The sequence below is a fragment of the Candidatus Stoquefichus sp. SB1 genome (genome assembly GCF_001244545.1).
Lineage (GTDB): Bacteria > Bacillota_I > Bacilli_A > Erysipelotrichales > Coprobacillaceae > Stoquefichus.
Genome location: NZ_LN852696.1, coordinates 296,299 through 318,026 on the forward strand (window position 1 = coordinate 296,299; position 21,728 = coordinate 318,026).

Below are 21,728 nucleotides of genomic sequence, written 5' to 3' on the forward strand. Positions count from 1 at the left end.
AACCACATTAAGTGGTTTTTTTGTTATCTTTATTGAGTGTTTGTAAAACTTCTTTGAAAACATTTTGACCATTCATTAAACCATAATCCCTAATAGAGACATCAATGACAGGAATAGGTGAGAATTGTTTTCTGATTTGTTTTTTAGCATATTGAACCTGTGGTGCCATTATGATAATATCAGCGTTATAAGCAATTTTTTCTATTTCTGTAAGTCCTGTCGCGTATACCTCAACAGGATAATTGATTTTGCTGGCAGCTTTCTTGATTTTTTCTACTAATAGACTGGTTGACATGGCAGCACTACAACATAAGACAATTTTTAACATAATGATCACCTCTTTATATATATTCTACCATATTTTTTTGTTTTCATAACATATTTACTCATATAGCAAGAATTATTGAAAGAGGGTAAATGGATTATGATAAAATGACATTCTTTGATAGTTTTTTAACAATGAGTATGTTATACTATGGTTAAAAGAGAAAAGCGTGCGCTTTATCTCACTTTTTTCATTTGCGAAAGGAAGAGACTATGGAGAAAACTGCAGTAAGAATGAAAGCCTATGCTGTTAATTTTAATGAAGTAAGAGTATATCTTTCAAAAAACTATTATAATGGGATAAGCAGTAAATTTTATTTAAAAAATTTAGAAACTGATGAATTGTTATTATTAAGTGGAGATGCTCTTGAAAGCACAAATTCAGATTTTCAAGAGTATGCTTTTCATGTAACTTTTAAAATGGGAAGGGTCTATAAAATTGTGGATGCATATGGATTAACATGTTTTTTAGATTTTTCGAAATTAGCTATGTGTAAAGAATTTGATGAATTGTATTTTTATGATGGAAATGATTTAGGAAGTCAGTATACAAAGGAAAAGACAACATTTAAAGTATGGGCGCCTTTATCAACAGGGGTTATTTTAAAGATTGTGAAAAATGGTCAAGATTATCTTTATCCAATGGAAAGAGGATTAAAAGGTGTTTATAGTGCAGAGGTTGAAGGTGATTTGGAATTAGCTCATTATTTTTATTTAGTGAAGCATGCTGGAAATTATGATATTGCAATGGATCCTTATGCTTATGCTTCTTCTTCAAATGGACGTACAAATATCATTGTTGATCTTCAAAAAGTGCCACTTAAAAAATATCCACTTCAGCCATTGGTTCATAAAACAGATGCAATTATTTATGAAACAAGTGTGCGTGATTTTTCAATGTCTTCAACAAGTGGTATGAAAAATAAGGGAAAATTTTTAGCTTTTACTGAACCTCATACATCTACTGATAGTGGAAATCCGACAGGACTAGATTATCTGTCATGTTTAGGTGTGACACATATTCAGTTAATGCCAATTAATGATTTTGCGACTGTTGATGAGAAAAATCCTTTAGAACTTTATAATTGGGGATATGATCCTGCTGCATATAATGTAACTGAGGGAAGTTATGTGAGTAATCCTGATGATGGCTATAAGCGTATTTTAGAGGCTCAGCAGATGATTGAAGCACTACATTCAAGAGGGTTAAGAGTTGTTTTGGATGTTGTTTATAATCATATGCATGATGTCAATATGAATGCTTTAGAGAAAACAGTTCCTCATTATTTCTTTAGAAGAAATAACGATGGGAGTTTATCAAATGGATCATGGTGTGGTAATGATTTAAATACAACTGCTAAGATGTGTCGAAAATATATTTTGGATATGTGTAAACGATGGCAAACTTTATATGGTATAGATGGTTATCGTTTTGATTTGATGGGCATTATTGATCAAGAGACAATGAAATTAATTGATGCTCAAGGGAAAGCATTAGATTCATCTTTTATGGTTTATGGTGAAGGATGGAATATGATGACAGCTTTAGCTGAAAACAAGAGAACAACAATTCAAAATAATCATCAAACACCACATATTGGATTCTTTAATGATTTCTTTAGAGATACATTAAGAGGAACAAATCAAATGGAATCAAAGGGATATTTTTCTGGTGATACCTATAAAACAAATGATGCGATGAAAGCTATTTGTAATTTAGATATGTTTGAAAATATTTCTCAATCTATTAATTATGTGGAATGCCATGATAATGCAACATGTTATGATAAATTACAGATATCTAACTATGATGAAGATGAAGAGACGAAGAAAAAAAGATTACGCTTGATGTTAGCGGCAGTTATTCTTTCACAAGGAATCCCATTTATTCATAGTGGACAGGAATTCTTTAGAACAAAGGGTGGACAATCAAACACTTATAATGCTGGTGATCAAGTCAATGCATTAGATTGGAATCGTAAGGATTGTGAAATTGATACAATTCAGTTTGTTCAGTTTTTAATTCATTTAAGAAAAAATAATCCTTGTTTTAGATATGATGATTATGATATGATACGTGAAAATATAAAGACAGAAAATATTGAACATCGTATGATTCAATATTCACTCCATCAAGATGAAGGTGAACATCAAGATTTTATTGTTTATTTTAATGCTTCATTAGATTCTATTGAGGTTGATGTTGAAGAAGGATATACAGTTCTTTGTCATAGTGAAAAAGGGAATATTGTTAATCATAAATTAACTGTGAATGGGATATGTTTTGTTGTACTTGCAAGATAGGAGTTTTTTATGAAATTGATTGTTGGTTTAGGAAATCCAGGAAAAGAATATGATAAGACGAGACATAATGTTGGTTTTATGGTTATGGATCGGTTGGCTGATGTTTTGAATGTTTCAATTGATATGAAAAAGTTTAAAGGCGAATACGCAAAGTTGAAGTATCAAGGTGAAGATGTTATTTTATTGAAGCCAATGACATATATGAATAATTCTGGTGAATCAGTTATTCAAGTGATGAATTATTTTAAAATAGATGTTGATGATTTATTGGTTATCTACGATGATATGGATATGCCAGTTGGTAAATTAAGATTAAGGGAAAGTGGAAGTGCTGGTGGGCATAATGGTGTTAAGAGCCTCATTGCGCATGTTGGAACACAGTCTTTTAAACGTATCCGTGTGGGAATTGATAAGCATCCTCATATTAAAGTTATTGATTATGTTTTAGGAAAATTCACAAAAGATGAACAGCCATTGATAGATGAAGGAATTGAAAATGCCGTCAAAGCAGTAGAAGTTTTTTTACAAAAAGATTTTGTTGCTGCTATGAATGGATTCAATTAAAAGGAGGCAAAGATGAAGAAGATTATTGAAATATTAAAGAATAATCCAGCTTATCTTGCTTTGATTAAAGAAAAAGGCGAGATTATTGTATCTCACGCTAGTGATGAGGCTATCCTCATTGCTAGTGCTTTTTTCAGTTCACCAAAGCAAATGCTGGTTGTAAAAGAAAATTTATATCAGGCTCAGCTTCTATATCAGGAGCTTTATCCAATTATGCAAAATAAAGTTTCTTTTTTTCCTTGTGATGAATCTTTAAGAGTAGAAGCTTTGGCTTCATCTCAGGAAATCATGGGAGAAAGAATTAATACATTAGCATCATTGTGTCGTAATGAACCACAAGTTGTGATTTGTCATATGCATAGTTATATTCGTTATATTCCTCATCAAAAGTTATTTATTGATCATACAATGGAATTACAAGTAGGAATGGTTATTGAACCATCTTTGCTTCGAGAAAAATTAATTCAAAGTGGTTACCAAATGATTCAACGTGTTGATGAACCATTCTATTATTCTAAGCGTGGTGGTGTTATTGATGTTTATTCTATTCAATATGATCATCCTATTCGTATAGAATTTTTTGATGATGAAATTGAAAGTTTAAGATTTTTTGATCAAAATACCCAAAGATCATTAGAGAAGGTTCAAGAAGTTACAATTTTGCCTGCAACTGATTTATTATATCCTGTTGATGAACTTAATGATGTCATTGGACAAATTGAGAATTTAAAAGATGAAACACCATGTGATGAACATATGGATAATCTTGAAGAAGAAATATCAATTGATATTGAATCATTAAAAGGGTATGGTTATTCAACACGTCTTTATCAATATATGGGATTATTTTCAACATCAACAACATTATTATCTTATTGTCCTGATGCTTTGTTTATATCTTCAAATATGGAAAGAATTCAGCAAGCATACAATCAATATGTTGATGAAACTTTCTTTTATACACATGAATTACAAGAAATTGGGAAAATGGTGAAAGGTCTTTCTTTATATCATGAATTAGATTCACTTTTTAAAAGAAAACAAATTCAGTTTTATGATTTTAGAACAAAAGATTCACAAATATCATTTGTAACAAGAGAAATTCAATTATCAATGTTGAATGAAAAACAATTAATTCAACAAATCAAGGATTATTTAATTCAAAATAAGATTTTAATGTGTTTAGATAATAGTCATCAAATTCAAATGATGATTGAATTATTAGAACAAAATTCTATAACTTATACAATGGTTGGAAATGATGAACATATTTATGATGGAGTTAATATTTATTTAGGAAATCTTAAAACAGGTATAGATTTTTATGAAGAACATGTTATTCTTTTGACAGAAACAGAGTTATTTAAAATCAATTCACAAAAGAAAAAAGGATATATTAAATATAAAGATGCAAAAGTTATTAATGATTATACAGAATTAAATATTGGTGACTATGTTGTTCATGATACACATGGGATAGGACAATACATGGGTATTAAAACTTTAGAGATGAAAGGAACAAAAAAAGATTATTTATATATTGCTTATAAAGGCAATGATACTTTATATATTCCAGTAGAAAACTTTAAATTAGTTAGAAAATATGCTTCTCGTGATGGCAAAGCACCAAAGATTCATGCTTTAAATAGTACTGAATGGCAAAAGACAAAACAGAGAGTTAAAAATAAAGTCAATGATTTAGCAGATCAGCTCATTGCTTTGTATGCAGCAAGAATGAAACAACCAGGTTTTGCTTTTCCTAAAGATGATGCTATGCAAATTCAATTTGAAGAATGTTTTGGTTATGATTTAACGCCTGATCAGGCAATGGCTGTTAAAGAAATTAAAGCAGATATGGAATTGCCAAGACCGATGGACAGACTGTTGTGCGGAGATGTTGGATTTGGGAAAACGGAAGTTGCTTTAAGAGCATGCTTTAAAGCAATATTAGCCAATAAGCAAGTTGCTTTTCTTTGCCCAACAACAATCCTTTCTTCTCAACATTATCATACAATGGTGAAACGTTTTGAAAATTTTCCTGTCAATGTTGCTTTATTAAATCGTTTTACAACAATCAAACAAAGAAAACAAATCTTATCTGATTTAAAGGAAGGAAAGATTGATTTGTTAGTTGGAACACATCGAATCTTATCCAAAGATGTTCTTTTTAAAGATTTAGGTTTATTATGTATTGATGAAGAACAACGTTTTGGAGTTAAACAAAAAGAAAAAATTAAAGAAATTCGTGAAACAATAGATGTCCTTACTTTAACAGCAACACCTATTCCAAGAACATTACAAATGTCATTAATGGGTATTAGAGGTTTATCACAAATTGAAACACCTCCACTTAATCGTTTGCCAGTACAAACATATGTAATGGAAAAAAGTGAACAATTAATTAAACAAGTGATTGAAAGAGAATTAGGGAGAAAAGGTCAAGTTTTTTATCTTTATAATAGAACATCACAAATTGAATCAGTTGCGAATCAAATTGCAAGAATGGTTCCTACTGCAAGAGTAGCAATTGGTCATGGTAAAATGTCAAAAGACCAGTTAGAAGATGTGATGCAGGCTTTTACGGATAAAGAATATGATATTTTAGTATGTACTACGATTATTGAAACAGGAATAGATATTCCTAATGCTAATACAATCATTATTGAGGATGCTGATAAATTTGGTTTATCTCAATTGTATCAAATTAAAGGAAGAGTAGGGAGAAGCGAAAGGATGGCTTATGCATATTTATTATATGCTAAGCATAAACAGATGAATGAAGAAGCGTCTAAACGTTTAAAAGCAATTAAAGAATTTGCTCAATTAGGAAGTGGTTATAAAATTGCTATGCGTGATTTATCAATTCGTGGATCTGGTGATATTTTAGGTGGAGAACAAGCTGGATTTATTGATAGTGTTGGATTTGATATGTATATGAAAATATTACAAGAGACAATTGATGAAAAAACAGGTGAAAGCAATAATGATCAAGAAGTACCGGTTCAAAATATTAATGTTGAAGGATATATTCCTGAAAATTATGTAGAAAGTGATATTGAAAAGTTGAATCTATATCAACGTATTTATAAAGCTCAACACCTTTCTCAGATGACTTCTTTAGAAAAAGAACTTAAAGATTTATATGGAACATTACCAAGAGAAGTAAGTAATATTGTTTTAAAACGTAAGTATGAAATATTATGCACAGAACCATTTATTGATTCAGTTAAAGAAGTTGGTGCAGCCGTTCAAATTATGCTTACACAAGAGTTTACGGAACATATTCAAGGAGATATCTTATTTGAACTTGTTAATCGTTTATTTGATAAACCACAATTAAAATATATGAAAAATGAAATTGTGATTTTAATTCCAACACAAGGTAATTGGCTTCCTTTAGCGATTGAATTATTAAATGAACTAAAAAAGATGTCAATATAAAAAGATGACCAATTATTAAAAAATAATGGCTCTGTGTCAAGAGTGGAGGATAAAGGAATAACTATTGAAAAATAGGGATTCCTTTTTTTCTGTCTTTATAAGTAAAAGTATAACTATATCCAAGATGTAAAAATATGCGTTTTCTTAAATTGTAGAAATATCTGAAACCATATGCATTCCTTTTGACAAGTTTGATTTTATTATTCATTCCTTCAATGAATCCATTATTAAAGCTCGTTCTATATGATCTGTTTCTTCTTTTGTATATGGTTGTATAGGATAATGAACATAAAAGAGGAATAAACCATCTCTTTCTAAAGTTTTTAGCAGTTATCTGATAATAACTATTTTGAGTATCAAAGATATAATCAAGCCATCTGTTTAATTCTTTTTTGTAGTCATTATGTTTTTCATGTATAAGTTTCAATAGATTCTGATAAATTTCATAGTTATCAAGCATTTCTAAAATGACAAGAGAATCGAACATAGTATTATCATCACAGTCTTTATCATTTCTTCTTTCACTAAGATCATAAAGATAATCAATATAGGAAGCACAGGTAAAGTATCTTTTCAGATGAAAATCATACCATGTCTTTTCATTATCCAGATCTTTTCTGAATTTATAGAATAATCGAAGCTGTCTTTTGATAGATTTAGCTAATGGCTGATAGTGAAGAGAAGAACAGGCATCGAGTCTTGACTGGATAAAATTCTGACCAGCAAGTCTGACGTAATGAAACCTGTCACATATAATCTGGGCATGAGGGAAAAGAGAATGCATAATACAGTAAAAAGGACCAGAAAGATCCATAATGATAAACTTAACCTTCTTTCTTTCAGAGAAGGGAAACCTAAGGAAATAGTTTTTCAGGAAGGAAGCTTTTCTATCTTCGATAATATCAAGAGTTTTACCAGTGATAGGATTGACTATATTAAAAGCATAAGTTCCCTTATCGCTGGTAGCCTTAAATTCATCAATAGAGATAACAGAGGAAAGATGATAGAATCTATCAGGAATATGGATATTTTCACTGAAGATGCGATACATAGTATTTTTACCAAGGCCATGCATTCTGGAGATGGAAGCCATAGAATGATTTTCATTCAATTCAAAAAGAGCGGACTGAACATTAGGAATAGTAGCCTTTCTATTGTAAAACTGAAAAGGAATATCTTCAACGAAATAGGAAGAACAGTCATGACAAATATATCTGTGATAGGAAACCACAAGAACGACAGGGAGAGAGCCAAAGGAGAAATGCTTAAGATTGATAGATCTTGTTCCTTTAGATATGTGATGATTATATGAACCGCAGTGAGGACAGACAAGAGGAGAGACTTGAGATTTAAGATGGATGAATAAAGTGAGAACACCGTTAGAATCAGGAACTTTTTTAAGACATGAAGAAGAATCATCAAAGGGAGCAGGAATAAAAAGATGAGAAAAATGATTAATTTGTAGAATTTCAAGAATAAGATTGATATAATCAGAAGTGGACATAATATATAACCTCCAAAGAATTTTAGTTAGCACATAAATTTTACAGTAAGGTTATAGTTATGTCTATTTTTATATAAAAAATAAAACTGAAAGATTTATTTAAATCCTCCAGTTAAATTATAGAGCCAAAATAATTGGTTCTTTTTAATATTTGACAATTGCTTTATGCAATTATATAATAAAGTTGTAAAATGTTTCCATTAAAAAAAGAAATTCCTCCTTTTTTTGCGTATATATATAATAGGAGGGTAAATAATGGAAGCAGATAAATTAGCACTTGATTATAAGGAAGACCTGTTTTTTAAGTACTACTGTGGCAGTGAGCATCATAATGCCTTTATATTCAGAAAGTTTCTGATAGAGAATATCACTCATCTGGATATGACGGATGCAAGAATCAGCAATACCGAACTGACAACTCTGTCCAAGACTGACAAGAGAATCATCATGGATACCTTAATCACTAAGGATGGCTATCAGGTAGATATGGAGATGCAGAATACAATATTGAATTCCTTTCTCAGCAAAAGGTTTCAGTATTATGCATGCAAGAGCATTGTGATACAGCTGGCTGACGGAGAGAAGGATTATGGTAAGCTCAAGGAGTTCTATCTGATTATCTTCATCAATGAGGATAATGTTCATCTCATCAATCATGGAACCCTGAGATATGAGGATGGAAAGCAGATGAGAGACTGTGTGATACATATCTATTATGTGAATCTTAAAGCGATAAACAAAATAGCGAGACAAAGGAAGCTAAGCGAGTTTGAAGCAGTGATCTATCTTATGGCAAACAATACAGTAGAAAACATTGAATATGAAGAAAAGGAAAGGATGGTCCAATATATGGAAAGAAGTTATGAAATGTTTAAAGCAGATGGTGCGTTAATCAAAGAGTTGCTGGAGGAAAGAGAAAAGGAGTTCTTTCATGCGATGGAGCTAAATGAAACAAGACAAGAAGGTAAAATAGAAGGAATTAAAGAAGGTGAAGAAAAAGGGAAAAAAGAAGGAATAATTTATAATGTACCCCTAAATGTGGACACAATAAGAAGAAGGCATCCTATAAGATGGACGAATAAAAAAGGGACAGATTCCTTAATTGTAGACACAGAAAAAAGGGTATTTTAATTTATTGACAACTTCCTAAGGTGTTAATATAGTTATGATACCAGAGGAGGAGTTATGAAAAAATATACTAAAAAACAGATTAAAGAATTAAAAGATAATCCATATACTTTTCAGGTTGATGAAAAAAGAATATTTTTTACTGCCGAGTTCAAGAAAGTATTCTGGCTTAAATATCAGGCTGGTATGAGTCCAAGAATGATTTTTAAAGATCTGGAATATAATCTTGAATATTTTGGTCAAAAACAAATAGACAGCATTGTGCAAAGAATAAAAAAAGAGGGTATGGCGGGTGAATTTACAGAAGGATATACTCGTCAAAAAAGAGTGGCTATCAAACAGCCTGAAGCAGAAGCATCACCACAGACAATCAAACAAATTCAGAACGAATTACAATATCTAAGACAGGAAGTAGATTTTTTAAAAAAAGTATCCAAACAGAAAGAGGATCCTTAAAAATAATAGAAGATACAGGCTATAAATTTGAAATAATTCATGGAATGATAAGCAAAGAAGAAAATGTATTGACAGTCACAGAACTGTGTAAAATAGCTAAGGTGTCACGATCGGGATACTATCGATGGATTCAGGCAGAAGGAAAAAGAGAGGAACGAGAGCAGCAGGATCGTGAAGATTTTGAAATCATTTTAGAGGCATATCAGTATCGGGGATACAGTAAAGGTGCAAGAAGCATCTATATGCGACTGCTGCACCTGAAAGAGCCAGTCATAATGAATGTAAAGAAAATACGAAGATTAATGAAGAAATATAATCTGTACTGTCCAATACGGCAAGCTAATCCATATAGAAGAATGGCAAAGGCATTAAAAACGAATAATGTAGCAGATAATTTATTAAAGAGGGAGTTTAAGAAATATGGAGCAAGAAAAGTTCTTCTAACAGATATAACATATATACCATATAATGGGGAGAGATGTTACCTTTCAACAATATTAGACGCCTTTACCAAAGAAATACTAGCATATGTGTTAAGTGAAACAATGGAGGTAGATTTTGTTTTAGAAACAGTAAATAAATTAATAGATAGACATGGAATATCACTAAGTGAAGAAACATTGGTGCATTCAGATCAGGGATGTCATTATACAAGTTATAGTTTTATTCAGATATTAAGGGATAGAAAATTAAGACAATCAATGTCGAGGAAAGGGAACTGTTGGGATAATGCACCACAGGAAAGTTTTTTTGGACATATGAAAGATGAAATAGACATAAGTGAGTGTAGAGAATATAAAGAAGTTAAATCAATTATTGATGACTGGATGGAATATTATAATAATGATAGATATCAATGGGGATTAGCAAAACTTTCCCCATGTGAATACTATAAGTATATAATGAGTGGTGAATATCCCTTAAAAATAGGGAAAAGTAACAATACATAAATCCCTTCTTCTTTACTTAAAAATGTCCTTGACAAAGGGTACAATTTAAATAATTTGATTATGATCAAGTATCATCAAGATGCTTCAAAGTGGTTGAGTCAATGTCAGGAAAATAGACTGATGAAAATTTTATCATTAATTAGTAATAATGCATCCTATGAAAGTTTAGTTGAACAGTTTAAGCAAGATAATTAAGCGATATGCTAAAGTTTAAATGAAAGGATAGGTGTATGGAAATAAGCTATGAGATGTTTAAGACAGATGTAACATTAATTAGAGAGTTGCTGGAAGAAAGAGAAAAGGAGTTCTTTCATGCGATGGAACTAAATGAAACTGAACAAAACGGTAAAAGAAAAGGCATGGTTAATTTACTAAATACACTTATTAAGATGAAATATCATGAAGATGCTGAAAAGTGGCTAAATAAATGTAATGAACAAGAATTCATACAGATACTAGCATTAGTTAATGATAATATACCTTATGAAAGGTTAGCTAAACAATATATGAAAGATTAAAAATGAAAAAACGATTAAATTCTTATATAAGAGTTTAATCGTTTTGATAATTATCAATGATTTCGTCAATATTAATATTCAATTGGAAACCTAGTGTGAAATAATCATCTATTGTATTTTGATATTCATCACTGGAATAATGACTTTGTACTTTTAAGATAGATTGATAAATTTTAAAGAATAAAGCATATATATCTGATGTATCAGGTATTTCTGTATAATTTTTAATGCTATCAATGCTGAGTTCATAACCTATGGACATTAACATTGTTAATCCTTCGATATAATGTTCTAATAGTTGTTGATGATCAATAGGTTCATCTTTTTCCCAAAATAAATAACATCTAGAATCTTGTGCAACTTCACTTAAATCATGTAAGAAAGAAAGGATCTTCTGATTGAGTCTTTCACTATTAAGGACTTCGTTTTTTGCAGTTTGTAGTTCTCTATTGATATAGACTTGATATAATTTAGAAACATCATTCATATTATTCACCTCTATTTCTATTATTGACTTTTAATGTGAATTGAATTTGAATTATAGAATGAAAATACCTAAATGTTCTAATAAAATTTTTAATCCCATTAAAATGAGAATAACGCCACCAGCTATCTCAGCTTTAGATTTATAACGTGAACCAAAGACATGTCCAATTTTAACGCCTGCCATGGATATAATGAGGGTTGTTATTGCAATAATAAGAACAGCAAAAAAGATATTGACGTTTAAAAAAGCAAATGTTACACCAATGGCTAAAGCATCAATAGATGTAGCAACAGCAAGTGGTAGCATAGCTTTAAAAGAAAAATCTGGATCACAGCATTCTTCATCACCAAATGCTTCCTTGATCATATTCAGACCAATAAGTGATAATAATATAAAAGCAATCCAATGATCAATACTTTCTATCTTGCTTTTAAACTGAATACCTAAAAAATAACCAATTAAAGGCATCAACCCTTGAAAAAGACCAAAATATCCTCCACATATAAAAGCATGTTTCAATTGCAATTTTCGAGTTGATAAACCTTTGCAAATACTCACTGCAAATGCATCCATCGCAAGACCAATACCAATAATAACAATTTCAATAAATCCCATTTTGCTTCCTCCTTACATAAAAAAAGACATGGCTGTGGTATCCACAGACAAGTCTCATTATTTAAAATCGTGCCAGATAGTTATATCGATGCGTTGACATGATTACACAAAACTGTGCTAACTACTCCCTTATCATGAGCCAATTATACCAATAGTGCCAAATAATGTCAAACATCTTTTTCTATGTAATCACAACCGATTTTTTTATATTGGAATTGATTATTTGTGAGTTCCTGAATCTGATCTAAGAAAGTATGATCTCTCAAATAACATAGATATGAGACTTGTTCATTATATTCTTGAGATATACATTTTATGTTTTGTTGTTTTAATAAATGTTCAAACTTTCTTGTATAAGTATAATCAATTGTTATTTTGTACAAGTCAACAAGTTCAGTCTCAACAATTTCTGCATTTTTTAAGGTCTCAGATACACTTTGACTATAGGCACGGGTTAAACCACCAGCACCTAATTTAATTCCACCAAAATATCTTGTAACCACAGCAATCACATGATTAAGTCCTTGCATTTTTAAAACATTTAACATTGGCATACCAGCTGTTCCAGAAGGTTCACCATCATCATATCCTCGTTCATGATTGTCAATAATATAAGCAACACAGTTATGATTGGCTTGGGGATCACTATATTGTTGAATCAATTGATTTGCTTTCGTGATATCACTACAAGGAATTAAATGACATATAAATTCAGATTTTTTAATAATAAGTGTATGAGTTGTGTATTCTTTAATGGAAAGCATATTGTCATTCCTTTCTTTTTCTTTATTATATCTGATTTCATGTTATTGTCAAAAGGTCTTGAATGATTTATAATATGACCATAAGTGAGAGTTTAAGAAAAGAGGGGTTATAATGAATAAGATAGCTATTTTATCAGACAGTGGATGTCAGATTGAATTAGGTCAATATGAGGAACAAGGCATTTTTATTGTTCCATTATGTATTACAATGAAAAATAAAACATATTTAGATCAAAAAGATATTTCTAGTGTTGAAGTTTTTGAAACAATGGAGAGAGAAAATATTATGGTTATGACTTCTCAGCCACCAACAGGAGAAATGGTTACAATTTTACAAAGAATCAAAGATGCAGGATACGATGAAGTCATTGGTTTACCAATTGCAACTGGTTTATCATCAACATTAAATGGGATGAAAGTTGCTGCTGATATGGTTGATATTCCTATAACTTTGGTTGATACAAAAGGAACAGCAGGAAATCATAAATATCTAACATTCACTGCATCAAAACTTGTAAAAGAGGGAAAAACAGTTAATGAAATACAGGCTATTTTAACAGAGATGGTTGAACATTCTGGAACAATTATTATGGCTCCAAATCTTGAGCATTTAAAGAAAGGTGGTCGTATTACACCCGCTGTAGCACTTTTAGCAGGTATGCTAAAAATTGTTCCTGTAATGGAATTAAATTATGATTTAGGCGGTAAAATAGATACTTTAGCTAAGGTCAGAACTTTATCTAAAGCAAGAGCGACTTTAGTCAATCGTATGATTGAATTAGGTGTGAATGATAAAGATTATAAAGTCACAATTGAACATGTTTTATGTGAAGAAAGTGCGCTTGAAGTTAAACAAATGGTTTTAGATAAAATCGGTAATATTGAAATTGAATTAAGAGAATTGCCTTCTGTTGTAGGTGCACATATGGGCGTTGGAGGTATTGGAGTTCAATATATCAAAAAATATGAAGGATAGGAGATGACAAGATGGCTTTATTTGACGATTTTACAAAAAAGGCTGCTAAGTTTACTGAGGAAGCGATTGACAAAACACAGGAATTAGCAGGGACTGCAAAGATTAAACTGAAGATTAAGAACTTAGAATCTGATCGTGATGATGTTTATCGTGATTTAGGAAAATATTATTTTCAATTGTTAGAAGATCAAAACTCTATTGATGAAGAAGTATCTGAAATGCGTAGACGCATCTATGATTATGATGCTGAAATAGATGAACTCAAAAAAGAAATAGATGAATAATAGAAAAGGTAGGCTTGGACCTACCTTTTTGTGTTTTCTATTGGAAAAATAAACTCATTAACGCTATACCATATTTTAAGAGGTATACCTTTTTCTTGAATAATAAATTCAATATTTTCAATTTCATCAATATGAACATCATGAAGCAAAAGACGACAGGCAAATTCATTTGCTTCTCTTTCTAAAGCATTTTTACGTGTCTTTAAAATAAAAGAAAAAGATATATTATCATCATAGTGAATAAGAAAATGACCAAATTCATGAGCAAGTAAAAAATTTTCATATAAAGGATTTAAATCAGTTTTTAAAGTTATATAAGCTTGCTTATTAATAACGATTAAACTAGAATCACAATTCTGATTAAGCGTATCGCAATATTGAATAGAAATATCATAGTAATCAATGAGTTCTCTAACATTATTGGTATGATATAAATGAATGACTTGCTCAACATAATCTGCAACCTTCATTTTATTTTCGCCTCTTTGCAATCATCTTAATAAATTGAGCAATATCATTGGCCATATCAACAATCTCTTCATCATTCATTGTTTCTAAATCATAACCACCAAATTTTGCAAACATCTCTTGTTTTAAAATAAATTGTAAAGCTTCTTCAGGTGATGTAAAAAAGTCACTATCTTTTTCACCAATCAATTGTGATTGAGAACAATTCAATATTTTTGCTAGTTTTTCAATCATATCCATTTTTGGTTCACTTCTTGCTTTTTCCCATGAAGAAATTGTTTTTCCACTCACATTCAATAGCTCACCTAATTCATCTTGTGTTAAATGTTTCATTTCCCGATATTTTTTTATATTAAAACTGAGCGTTGCCATAGACTCACCTCTTCAACTCCGATTTTATACCTTTCAATTTAAAAAATCAATCAAAACTCTAAGAAACTTAGAAATTGACTTGAATTTCTACAAATCGTAGAGTAATATTGGCTTATCAAAGGAAATATTTACCATAACTTAGAGAAAGGATGAGAATATGAAATATACCCCCCAACAACAAACAATCATTAAAGAGATGAAAGAATATCTAAAATCTATGCGTTCACTAAAAAGAGAAAGATTTCACTTATTAGAAGAATATAAGGAAGAGCCTGCCCCTCATTCTCCACGTTTTGATGAACCAAAAGGTCAAAGTATATCACAAATTACCCGTTTTAATGACTATATGCAAAAAAGAGAACTCTTACAAATGAGAATTCAATTATTTGATCAAATTCTTGATCAATTTATGCTGATTACTTTTTTATTGCCAGCACGTCAAAGATGCATTTTAGAAGTCTATATGGAAGCCATGACTTATGAAGAAATGTTAACTTTATTGAATGAAAAATATTTTATAAGTACAAGTACATATAAACGTGAATTACCTGAAATCTGTTTAGGATTATCTCAATATATTGATTATCATAAGAAACCATCTCTTGAGGAAATCAATAAGCAATATTTAAAAAATATTCAATCATTGAAAGATGATCGTTAATGAACCGATATTGAACCTAGTTATTCACCTTATACCAGTGGTAAGATGATAGTGTCAAGAAAAGGCAGAGAGATGCCTTACTTGATACGAATCAAATTGGCCAATAAGATTCAATGTCATATACACAAGAGGTAAGAACATTACAATATTCATCTCATACAGAGACATACATATGACATGACAATTGAATAAAGGAGGTGTCTAATCAATGATTAATCATGAAAGTCAAAATTATACATTGATAACACAAACATTAAAACAAGTCTTTGAAGAGATTCAATTGACTGATCAGAAATTAAGATTTTATCAAGGAACTTATCCTGTTGTATCTTTTGTTCAAACAAATAACTATGTTTTAAAAGATAGTTTAGGTTTTGATGATATTGAAACAATGAATTATGAAGAATATGAAATTGAAATTCAATCTGATAAAGATATGGATGAAATCAGAAATATTTTCAATCATATAGATAATGCAATGCATCAATTAGGATATATCAGAACATATTGTGGATTAGATACACAAGATAAAGAAACAAAATTAAAAAGATTAATGCAGTATCAAACTGCATTATAAGGAGGAAAACATTATGTCAAATATTGCTATGAGTACAGCTGGAGTTACAGTGAATTATGCAGTTGAAGCAACTGCTGGAACAAGACCAACAATGGGATATATTCAAATTCCTAATATTAAAAGTGTTCCAGAGATGAATCCATCTCCAGAAACATTAGAAACAACAGATTTAAGTCAAACAGAATTCAAAACATATGTTGAAGGTTTAAAAGATTTAGGTGGAGCATTGGCTTTCTTAGCAAACTTTACAACAGATTTAGAAACAGCATGGAATACTTTAGTAGACGCTTATAAAGCAGCGAAGGAAGAAGGAAAATCAGTTTGGTTTGAAATTAAACATCCAGGTTTAGATAAATCAGTTTATTTTACAGGACAACCAAGTGCAATGGGATTACCTGCAATGGCAGTGAATGCTGTGCTTGAAACAAACTTATATATTACACCAACAAATGCACCTGCATGGGAAGCAAAATCTACAGCAGCACCTGCTGAATAATTTATAGGAGGAATCAATCAATGTCTAAAACAATTCAATTTACATATAATGATGTAGATTACACATTAGAATACACAAGAAAAACATTAGAAAAGATGGAAGCTGATGGTATCGTATTAGCAGATATGAATAAAAAGCCTGTAACGATTTTACCAAAACTTTTCGAATATGCATTCTATGCTCATCATAAACGCATAAAAAAAGCGGAAGTTGAAGAAATCTTCCACTTATTCACAAACAAAAATGATATGTATAACAAGTTATCAGAAATGGCAACAGATACATTAAATACATTATTTGAAGAGGATAACTCAAAAAACGCAATAAGTTGGAAGGCGAGTTTTTAGACACTGAGGATTCTCTTTCCAACAAAACTTATACCGAAATATTTAAAGAAGTTCTTCCCTTTTATTTATCGATTGGTATGACTTATGATGAATTCTATCTCCAAGATGTAGAACTGGCTAAGTTCTATAGACAAGCTTATGAAATCAAAGAAGATCGACATAATTCACATATGTGGTTACAAGGTATGTATATCTATGATGCTATTTCTACATCACTATATAATGTATTTTGTCGAAAATCTGGGCAACAGGCATCGTCATATCCATCAAAGCCATATCCTATGACTAATGAACAAAAAGAGGAAGATAAACAATTAACAATTCAAGAGGAACAAGCCAAAGCGAAAGTTTGGATGAGTACTTTAGTCAATTGTTATCAATAAGTAAAACACCACATTTTGTGGTGTTTTCATTATAAATTTAACAACTCTTTCTTTTTCTTATCAAACTCTTCTTGAGATAAGATTCCCATATCTAGAAGTTCTTTTAGCTTTTTTACTTCTTCAATAGGATCGCTAGCATTGTTTTCCTGTTTAACAGATTCACTCTCTTTCTTGAGAATGATTTCTAGTTTCGCTAAATCCTCATCACACATTTTAATTAAATCTTTAGCCATTTGACTGTTAGATTTGATTTTACGTGTGATATAGTTAATATAAACGCAAGGTTTATCAAAATTATTAACATTTAATTTAATCTGTAGGTTAGTAATATATTCACCAGAGTTCATTGAAGAAAGAGCACCTATTAAAGCACCAACACCATCAGCAACATATTTACCTGAAGCAGTATTTTTAAGCATGTCATTATTAATAACTTGTTTATCACAAATAACTTCATAACTGTTAATGTCATCAAATGATAGGTAAGTATAAGGGTTTGAAACATTAACTTTATTAATTGGTTTTTCTACTGGATCGTCATTTCCTTTATTATAAATAGTAAGTTTTCTTTCCTCTTGATTAAATAATATTCTTTTTGTATATAAATGGAGGGTATTATACAATTCTTTAATTTTGTCATACTGATTACGTTTATAAACAATATGAAGTGGGGATTGAGCATCTGTAAAAATGGTCATTGTTCCTCTACCTTGAAAATTTACTTGGCCTAAATCAATCCACTCAATATGAGGTAAATAACAGTTTTCTTTACAAATATTTGATTTGATAAAAAAGGTATTGTTTGATTCATCTACAATAGCTTTATAACCGCTCACTCCAATATATTCTTTTTCCATAAATTCAGTCCTTTCTATATATATAAATTATAGTTAAATAAAATAGAAATAACGATAAAATTCATAAAGTACTATGTTTTAAGAGTCTAAGAAGATCATGTTTTTAGCTACCTTGGTTAGCATTTCTAAGATGTGAATCTTATGATGATACGCAGGCTTATAAATTTAACAACTCTTTCTTTTTCTTATCAAACTCTTCTTGAGATAAGATTCCCATATCTAGAAGTTCTTTTAGTTTTTTTACTTCTTCAATAGGATCGCTAGCATTGTTTTCCTGTTTAACAGATTCACTCTCTTTCTTGAGAATGATTTCTAGTTTCGCTAAATCCTCATCACACATTTTAATTAAATCTTTAGCCATTTGGCTATTAGATTTGATTTTACGTGTGATATAGTTAATATAAACGCAAGGGTTATCAAAATTATTAACATTTAATTTAATCTGTAGGTTAGTAATATATTCACCAGAGTTCATTGAAGAAAGAGCACCTATTAGAGCACCAACACCATCAGCAACATATTTACCTGAAGCAGTATTTTTAAGCATGTCATTATTGATAACTTGTTTATCGCAAATAACTTCATAACTGTTAATATCATCAAATGATAGGTAAGTATAAGGGTTTGAGACATTAACATTATTGATGGGTTTTTGTAAAGGATCATCGTTACCTTTATTGAGTATAGTTATTTTTTTTTCTGATTGATCAATAATCAATCTACTCATATATGGTAATAATATATTGTATAATTCTTTCATCTCGTCATATTGATCACGCTTAAAAACAATATCCATAGTTCCTTTTTTTAAGTCGGTAATTATATGCAAAATGCCACGACCTTGAAAATTAACTTCACCTAAACTGACCCATTCAATATGAGGTAAAAAACACTTTTCTTTAATTAATGCAGACTTTAAAAAGAGATTTTCTCCATTAATTATTGCTTTATCGCCACCAACACCTACAAATTTTTTTTCCATAAAATCAGTCCTTTCTTTATATATAAATTATAGCTAAATAAAATAGAAATAACAATAAAATTCATAAAATAGGAGGTGTTATCTTATGAATGAAATATTTTTAAGTAATACAAATATTGATAAATTAACAAGTAGTGTCAATGAATTAAATAATGCATTATCTAAAATAGCCAGATTTTCTAATTTAAAATTGGATTTAGATGTAAGTTCTATTGATGGAATTATGAATTCTGTATCATCTTTAGATGGAGTTTTAACAGGTGTTGTGAAAGGTTTTCAAGGATTGGGATCATTTAATGAAAATATAAATCAATTGGCAGATAGTGGATCTGTTTTAGCGAATGCATATAACTTTGTAAATAATGCATTGTTGGGTAATGTTGCAAATTTAAATTTGCAAACGATAGCAACAAATATAGCGACAGCCGCTTCTAGTGCCTTTGGGACAGTGTTACATTTTCTGGAAGCTAATCCTCTCATGGCGGTCATAGGTGGACTGGGGCTAGTAGTTGGAGCATTAGTTTTATTTGGTGATAGTGAAAGTGAAGCTGAAAAGGAAACACGATTGTTTATTGAAGCGCAGGAAGCTAAAAGAAATAAGCTTATTGAGACTTCAAAAGCTATTAATGAAAGTACTACTGCTTCAATACAAAAAGCTAAGGATGCTGAAGTACAATCAGATGTCCTAAAAAGTTTTGTCAGTAATTTAAAAGGTTTAGCTGATGAGAACGGATATGTTAAAAATTTTGAAGAAGCCCAATATTATATAGATAAACTTAATTCAGCTATGCCTGGAACTGTAGAATTAACAAAAGATGGACAATTGGCATGGTTAGGAAGTACAGAAGCAGTTGATGAGAATATCAAAAAAGTAGAAGAAAATATAAAGCAATTAGAACGTAAAGCAAAAGTGGAAGCATATTATGATGGTTATGTCGAAAGTTTAAAAAATGAAACCAAATTGCGAAGTGAATTAACATTAGCACAAAATAATTATAATGCTGAATTAGAAAAACAACAAAATTATCAGTCAAAAATAGATGAATTTATTGCAAAGTATAAAAAACAAGGTTATTTGAGCCCTGAGGACTGTGATTTAATGGCTTTATATAGTGAAAAATTGGGTGAATCTAAAGAACAGTTGTCTCAATATTCAGAAACGTTGGATAAAGCTAGGGGAACTTATGAAGCTAATGAAAAAGGTATTACTTTATATAAAGATGCTATTGGTGCATTAGATGGAAGTATAGAATCATCAGCACAATTACAATTAGAGGAATATACGGCTCTTGATGAAAATGGAAAAGTGGCATGGGATAGTTTGGCTGCAGCATCGGAAGATTGTAAAAATCGTATAACAACGGCTCAGGGAGATGAACTAGAAGTTGTGAAAATGACGTCTGGATTATTGCAAGAAGAAATGTTAAAGAAAGCCTATGAACAAGGGGCTTCTTATGATGAAATGGTTGCTAAACTCAAGGAAAGTGGAGCAATTATGAATGAAGAAGAGGAAAAGCAACTTAAAAAGAGTTATGGACTCTGGCAATTGAATAGTATAGAGATTCAATCGGCACAAGCTGTAGGATTAGATGCTTTAAAATTATCAAAAATGACTGCATTGAGTCAAATGAATGATAATGATAGAGAAAAATTATCAGAAAATGTTAAGTTATTTGCTGAAAAAGGTGATGCGAGTGGTATTGAATTATGTAATAAACTAGCAGCGAGTTTGGAAGCTAACAATGGAGAAATCACTGATGAAACAAAAGCTATTATGGCTGATATAGAAGCACAGGCAGAGGCAGCTGATCCAACAGCACAGGTTGATGTTAATGGACCAAGTGATAAAAATCTCGATGATGTGAAGAAAAAAGTAGATAAAGCAGCAGTAGATAGAAAGGCAAAAATGATACTTGAAGCTGAAGCAGATAAAAAATCCTTTACTTTATGGGGTATTAAATTACCATGGTTTGCAGAAGGTGGTTTCCCAGAAACAGGACAATTATTTGTTGCGCGTGAAGCTGGTCCGGAGTTAGTTGGTCGTATTAATGGGAAAACAGCTGTTGCTAATAATGATCAGATTGTGACTGGTATTAGTAGTGGGGTTTATAATGCTGTTAGAAGTGCAATGCAAGGAAATGGTGGTAATGGGAATATGAACATTCATGCAACATTTGTAATGGATGGAGAAGTTGTTGGAAAACAAGTGATTAAATATCATAATGGTGTTGTTAAACGTACTGGAACAACACCATTGATGATTTAGGAGG

25 protein-coding genes are annotated in these 21,728 nt (G+C 30.6%); 16 read left to right on the plus strand and 9 right to left on the minus strand.

Translation table 11 applies throughout. The annotated features are described in order from the left end of the window. Positions 1-7 precede the first annotated feature (7 nt). The gene (locus BN1865_RS13895; RefSeq protein ID WP_050637867.1) at positions 8-328 is read right to left on the minus strand and encodes a PTS sugar transporter subunit IIB; all 321 of its coding nucleotides are present in this window, start codon (positions 326-328) and stop codon (positions 8-10) included. Positions 329-537: 209 nt separating this feature from the next. Here BN1865_RS13895 and pulA point away from each other — a divergent pair, with 209 nt between their 5' ends. Genes pulA through mfd form a run of 3 tightly spaced genes read left to right on the plus strand, consistent with a single transcriptional unit; the run spans position 538 to position 6,633 of the window. Then, positions 538-2,628 carry a type I pullulanase gene (gene pulA / locus BN1865_RS13900; protein WP_050637868.1) on the plus strand — a complete coding sequence of 697 codons (2,091 nt, stop codon included), beginning with the start codon at positions 538-540 and terminating at the stop codon, positions 2,626-2,628. A 9-nt stretch (positions 2,629-2,637) separates the two neighbouring features. Beyond that, positions 2,638-3,192 carry an aminoacyl-tRNA hydrolase gene (gene pth, locus BN1865_RS13905; protein WP_050637869.1) on the plus strand — a complete coding sequence of 185 codons (555 nt, stop codon included), beginning with the start codon at positions 2,638-2,640 and terminating at the stop codon, positions 3,190-3,192. A gap of 12 nt (positions 3,193-3,204) precedes the next feature. Beyond that, positions 3,205-6,633, plus strand: a complete 3,429-nt coding sequence (gene mfd / locus BN1865_RS13910; RefSeq protein WP_050637870.1) for a transcription-repair coupling factor — start codon at positions 3,205-3,207, stop codon at positions 6,631-6,633. A 61-nt stretch (positions 6,634-6,694) separates the two neighbouring features. Here the strand turns inward: mfd and BN1865_RS18095 are convergent, their stop codons facing one another. Then, on the minus strand, positions 6,695-8,137 hold the full coding sequence (locus tag BN1865_RS18095) for an ISL3 family transposase (protein WP_050636206.1): 1,443 nt from the start codon (positions 8,135-8,137) through the stop codon (positions 6,695-6,697). Positions 8,138-8,392: 255 nt separating this feature from the next. Here BN1865_RS18095 and BN1865_RS13925 point away from each other — a divergent pair, with 255 nt between their 5' ends. Genes BN1865_RS13925 through BN1865_RS13940 form a run of 5 tightly spaced genes read left to right on the plus strand, consistent with a single transcriptional unit; the run spans position 8,393 to position 11,189 of the window. Then, complete coding sequence (locus BN1865_RS13925; protein WP_050637871.1) at positions 8,393-9,268, plus strand: Rpn family recombination-promoting nuclease/putative transposase; 876 nt, start codon at positions 8,393-8,395, stop codon at positions 9,266-9,268. 54 nt (positions 9,269-9,322) lie between these two features. Continuing rightward, the gene (locus BN1865_RS13930) at positions 9,323-9,721 is read left to right on the plus strand and encodes an HTH domain-containing protein (RefSeq protein ID WP_050637192.1); all 399 of its coding nucleotides are present in this window, start codon (positions 9,323-9,325) and stop codon (positions 9,719-9,721) included. 44 nt (positions 9,722-9,765) lie between these two features. Next, positions 9,766-10,671, plus strand: a complete 906-nt coding sequence (locus BN1865_RS13935) for an IS3 family transposase (RefSeq protein WP_082189971.1) — start codon at positions 9,766-9,768, stop codon at positions 10,669-10,671. Positions 10,672-10,731: 60 nt separating this feature from the next. After that, positions 10,732-10,866, plus strand: coding sequence for a hypothetical protein (locus tag BN1865_RS18980; protein WP_255351767.1), 135 nt, complete (start codon positions 10,732-10,734; stop codon positions 10,864-10,866). A gap of 35 nt (positions 10,867-10,901) precedes the next feature. Continuing rightward, complete coding sequence (locus BN1865_RS13940) at positions 10,902-11,189, plus strand: hypothetical protein (protein ID WP_050637872.1); 288 nt, start codon at positions 10,902-10,904, stop codon at positions 11,187-11,189. 34 nt (positions 11,190-11,223) lie between these two features. On the opposite strand, the gene BN1865_RS13945 is transcribed toward BN1865_RS13940, so the two are convergent. The 3 genes from BN1865_RS13945 to BN1865_RS13955 form a co-directional block, all read right to left on the minus strand. Beyond that, a complete protein-coding gene (locus BN1865_RS13945; protein WP_050637873.1) occupies positions 11,224-11,676 on the minus strand; it encodes a dUTP diphosphatase in 453 nt (150 codons plus the stop codon). Between the two features lie 51 nt (positions 11,677-11,727). After that, a complete protein-coding gene (locus BN1865_RS13950) occupies positions 11,728-12,291 on the minus strand; it encodes a manganese efflux pump MntP (RefSeq protein WP_050637874.1) in 564 nt (187 codons plus the stop codon). A 167-nt stretch (positions 12,292-12,458) separates the two neighbouring features. Beyond that, the gene (locus BN1865_RS13955; RefSeq protein ID WP_050637875.1) at positions 12,459-13,055 is read right to left on the minus strand and encodes an IMPACT family protein; all 597 of its coding nucleotides are present in this window, start codon (positions 13,053-13,055) and stop codon (positions 12,459-12,461) included. Positions 13,056-13,167: 112 nt separating this feature from the next. Here BN1865_RS13955 and BN1865_RS13960 point away from each other — a divergent pair, with 112 nt between their 5' ends. Together BN1865_RS13960 and BN1865_RS13965 are read left to right on the plus strand one after the other, a co-directional pair. Beyond that, a complete protein-coding gene (locus BN1865_RS13960; RefSeq protein WP_050637876.1) occupies positions 13,168-14,031 on the plus strand; it encodes a DegV family protein in 864 nt (287 codons plus the stop codon). Positions 14,032-14,042: 11 nt separating this feature from the next. Next, complete coding sequence (locus BN1865_RS13965) at positions 14,043-14,315, plus strand: hypothetical protein (protein WP_050637877.1); 273 nt, start codon at positions 14,043-14,045, stop codon at positions 14,313-14,315. 20 nt (positions 14,316-14,335) lie between these two features. On the opposite strand, the gene BN1865_RS13970 is transcribed toward BN1865_RS13965, so the two are convergent. Continuing rightward, the gene (locus BN1865_RS13970) at positions 14,336-14,785 is read right to left on the minus strand and encodes an ImmA/IrrE family metallo-endopeptidase (protein ID WP_050637878.1); all 450 of its coding nucleotides are present in this window, start codon (positions 14,783-14,785) and stop codon (positions 14,336-14,338) included. 1 nt (position 14,786) lies between these two features. Continuing rightward, positions 14,787-15,155: a helix-turn-helix domain-containing protein gene (locus BN1865_RS13975; RefSeq protein ID WP_050637879.1), complete on the minus strand. Its 369-nt coding sequence runs from the start codon at positions 15,153-15,155 to the stop codon at positions 14,787-14,789. A 157-nt stretch (positions 15,156-15,312) separates the two neighbouring features. Here BN1865_RS13975 and BN1865_RS13980 point away from each other — a divergent pair, with 157 nt between their 5' ends. The 5 genes from BN1865_RS13980 to BN1865_RS14000 all read left to right on the plus strand — a co-directional run bounded on the left by BN1865_RS13980 (position 15,313) and on the right by BN1865_RS14000 (position 17,619). Next, positions 15,313-15,816, plus strand: coding sequence for a hypothetical protein (locus tag BN1865_RS13980; RefSeq protein WP_050637880.1), 504 nt, complete (start codon positions 15,313-15,315; stop codon positions 15,814-15,816). Between the two features lie 208 nt (positions 15,817-16,024). After that, on the plus strand, positions 16,025-16,393 hold the full coding sequence (locus tag BN1865_RS13985; RefSeq protein WP_050637881.1) for a hypothetical protein: 369 nt from the start codon (positions 16,025-16,027) through the stop codon (positions 16,391-16,393). A gap of 13 nt (positions 16,394-16,406) precedes the next feature. After that, on the plus strand, positions 16,407-16,889 hold the full coding sequence (locus BN1865_RS13990) for a hypothetical protein (RefSeq protein WP_050637882.1): 483 nt from the start codon (positions 16,407-16,409) through the stop codon (positions 16,887-16,889). Between the two features lie 20 nt (positions 16,890-16,909). Continuing rightward, positions 16,910-17,236, plus strand: a complete 327-nt coding sequence (locus BN1865_RS13995) for a DUF5055 domain-containing protein (protein ID WP_050637883.1) — start codon at positions 16,910-16,912, stop codon at positions 17,234-17,236. Positions 17,237-17,313: 77 nt separating this feature from the next. Continuing rightward, complete coding sequence (locus BN1865_RS14000; protein WP_050637884.1) at positions 17,314-17,619, plus strand: hypothetical protein; 306 nt, start codon at positions 17,314-17,316, stop codon at positions 17,617-17,619. Positions 17,620-17,648: 29 nt separating this feature from the next. Here the strand turns inward: BN1865_RS14000 and BN1865_RS14005 are convergent, their stop codons facing one another. Beyond that, the gene (locus BN1865_RS14005; RefSeq protein ID WP_050637885.1) at positions 17,649-18,476 is read right to left on the minus strand and encodes an SHOCT domain-containing protein; all 828 of its coding nucleotides are present in this window, start codon (positions 18,474-18,476) and stop codon (positions 17,649-17,651) included. Between the two features lie 157 nt (positions 18,477-18,633). After that, a complete protein-coding gene (locus BN1865_RS14010) occupies positions 18,634-19,458 on the minus strand; it encodes an SHOCT domain-containing protein (protein ID WP_050637886.1) in 825 nt (274 codons plus the stop codon). A gap of 85 nt (positions 19,459-19,543) precedes the next feature. Here BN1865_RS14010 and BN1865_RS14015 point away from each other — a divergent pair, with 85 nt between their 5' ends. Further along, entirely contained in the window at positions 19,544-21,724 is a 2,181-nt protein-coding gene (locus tag BN1865_RS14015; RefSeq protein WP_050637887.1) for a synaptonemal complex protein 1, read from the plus strand. The last annotated feature ends 4 nt before the right edge of the window (positions 21,725-21,728 follow it).

What these genes read in the sequence shown, in the direction of transcription:
- BN1865_RS13970 (WP_050637878.1), bottom strand. Translation starts at nt 14,785, where the DNA reads ATGAAGGTTGCAGATTATGTTGAGCAAGTCATTCATTTATATCATACC.
- BN1865_RS13930 (WP_050637192.1), top strand. Translation starts at nt 9,323, where the DNA reads ATGAAAAAATATACTAAAAAACAGATTAAAGAATTAAAAGATAATCCA.
- BN1865_RS13940 (WP_050637872.1), top strand. Translation starts at nt 10,902, where the DNA reads ATGGAAATAAGCTATGAGATGTTTAAGACAGATGTAACATTAATTAGA.
- BN1865_RS13990 (WP_050637882.1), top strand. Translation starts at nt 16,407, where the DNA reads ATGTCAAATATTGCTATGAGTACAGCTGGAGTTACAGTGAATTATGCA.
- BN1865_RS14000 (WP_050637884.1), top strand. Translation starts at nt 17,314, where the DNA reads ATGACTTATGATGAATTCTATCTCCAAGATGTAGAACTGGCTAAGTTC.
- BN1865_RS13895 (WP_050637867.1), bottom strand. Translation starts at nt 328, where the DNA reads ATGTTAAAAATTGTCTTATGTTGTAGTGCTGCCATGTCAACCAGTCTA.
- BN1865_RS18095 (WP_050636206.1), bottom strand. Translation starts at nt 8,137, where the DNA reads ATGTCCACTTCTGATTATATCAATCTTATTCTTGAAATTCTACAAATT.
- BN1865_RS14015 (WP_050637887.1), top strand. Translation starts at nt 19,544, where the DNA reads ATGAATGAAATATTTTTAAGTAATACAAATATTGATAAATTAACAAGT.
- pulA (WP_050637868.1), top strand. Translation starts at nt 538, where the DNA reads ATGGAGAAAACTGCAGTAAGAATGAAAGCCTATGCTGTTAATTTTAAT.
- BN1865_RS13935 (WP_082189971.1), top strand. Translation starts at nt 9,766, where the DNA reads ATGATAAGCAAAGAAGAAAATGTATTGACAGTCACAGAACTGTGTAAA.
- BN1865_RS13945 (WP_050637873.1), bottom strand. Translation starts at nt 11,676, where the DNA reads ATGAATGATGTTTCTAAATTATATCAAGTCTATATCAATAGAGAACTA.
- BN1865_RS13985 (WP_050637881.1), top strand. Translation starts at nt 16,025, where the DNA reads ATGATTAATCATGAAAGTCAAAATTATACATTGATAACACAAACATTA.
- BN1865_RS13995 (WP_050637883.1), top strand. Translation starts at nt 16,910, where the DNA reads ATGTCTAAAACAATTCAATTTACATATAATGATGTAGATTACACATTA.
- BN1865_RS13960 (WP_050637876.1), top strand. Translation starts at nt 13,168, where the DNA reads ATGAATAAGATAGCTATTTTATCAGACAGTGGATGTCAGATTGAATTA.
- BN1865_RS13975 (WP_050637879.1), bottom strand. Translation starts at nt 15,155, where the DNA reads ATGGCAACGCTCAGTTTTAATATAAAAAAATATCGGGAAATGAAACAT.
- BN1865_RS13955 (WP_050637875.1), bottom strand. Translation starts at nt 13,055, where the DNA reads ATGCTTTCCATTAAAGAATACACAACTCATACACTTATTATTAAAAAA.
- pth (WP_050637869.1), top strand. Translation starts at nt 2,638, where the DNA reads ATGAAATTGATTGTTGGTTTAGGAAATCCAGGAAAAGAATATGATAAG.
- BN1865_RS13965 (WP_050637877.1), top strand. Translation starts at nt 14,043, where the DNA reads ATGGCTTTATTTGACGATTTTACAAAAAAGGCTGCTAAGTTTACTGAG.
- BN1865_RS13980 (WP_050637880.1), top strand. Translation starts at nt 15,313, where the DNA reads ATGAAATATACCCCCCAACAACAAACAATCATTAAAGAGATGAAAGAA.
- BN1865_RS14010 (WP_050637886.1), bottom strand. Translation starts at nt 19,458, where the DNA reads ATGGAAAAAAAATTTGTAGGTGTTGGTGGCGATAAAGCAATAATTAAT.
- BN1865_RS13925 (WP_050637871.1), top strand. Translation starts at nt 8,393, where the DNA reads ATGGAAGCAGATAAATTAGCACTTGATTATAAGGAAGACCTGTTTTTT.
- BN1865_RS18980 (WP_255351767.1), top strand. Translation starts at nt 10,732, where the DNA reads ATGATCAAGTATCATCAAGATGCTTCAAAGTGGTTGAGTCAATGTCAG.
- mfd (WP_050637870.1), top strand. Translation starts at nt 3,205, where the DNA reads ATGAAGAAGATTATTGAAATATTAAAGAATAATCCAGCTTATCTTGCT.
- BN1865_RS14005 (WP_050637885.1), bottom strand. Translation starts at nt 18,476, where the DNA reads ATGGAAAAAGAATATATTGGAGTGAGCGGTTATAAAGCTATTGTAGAT.
- BN1865_RS13950 (WP_050637874.1), bottom strand. Translation starts at nt 12,291, where the DNA reads ATGGGATTTATTGAAATTGTTATTATTGGTATTGGTCTTGCGATGGAT.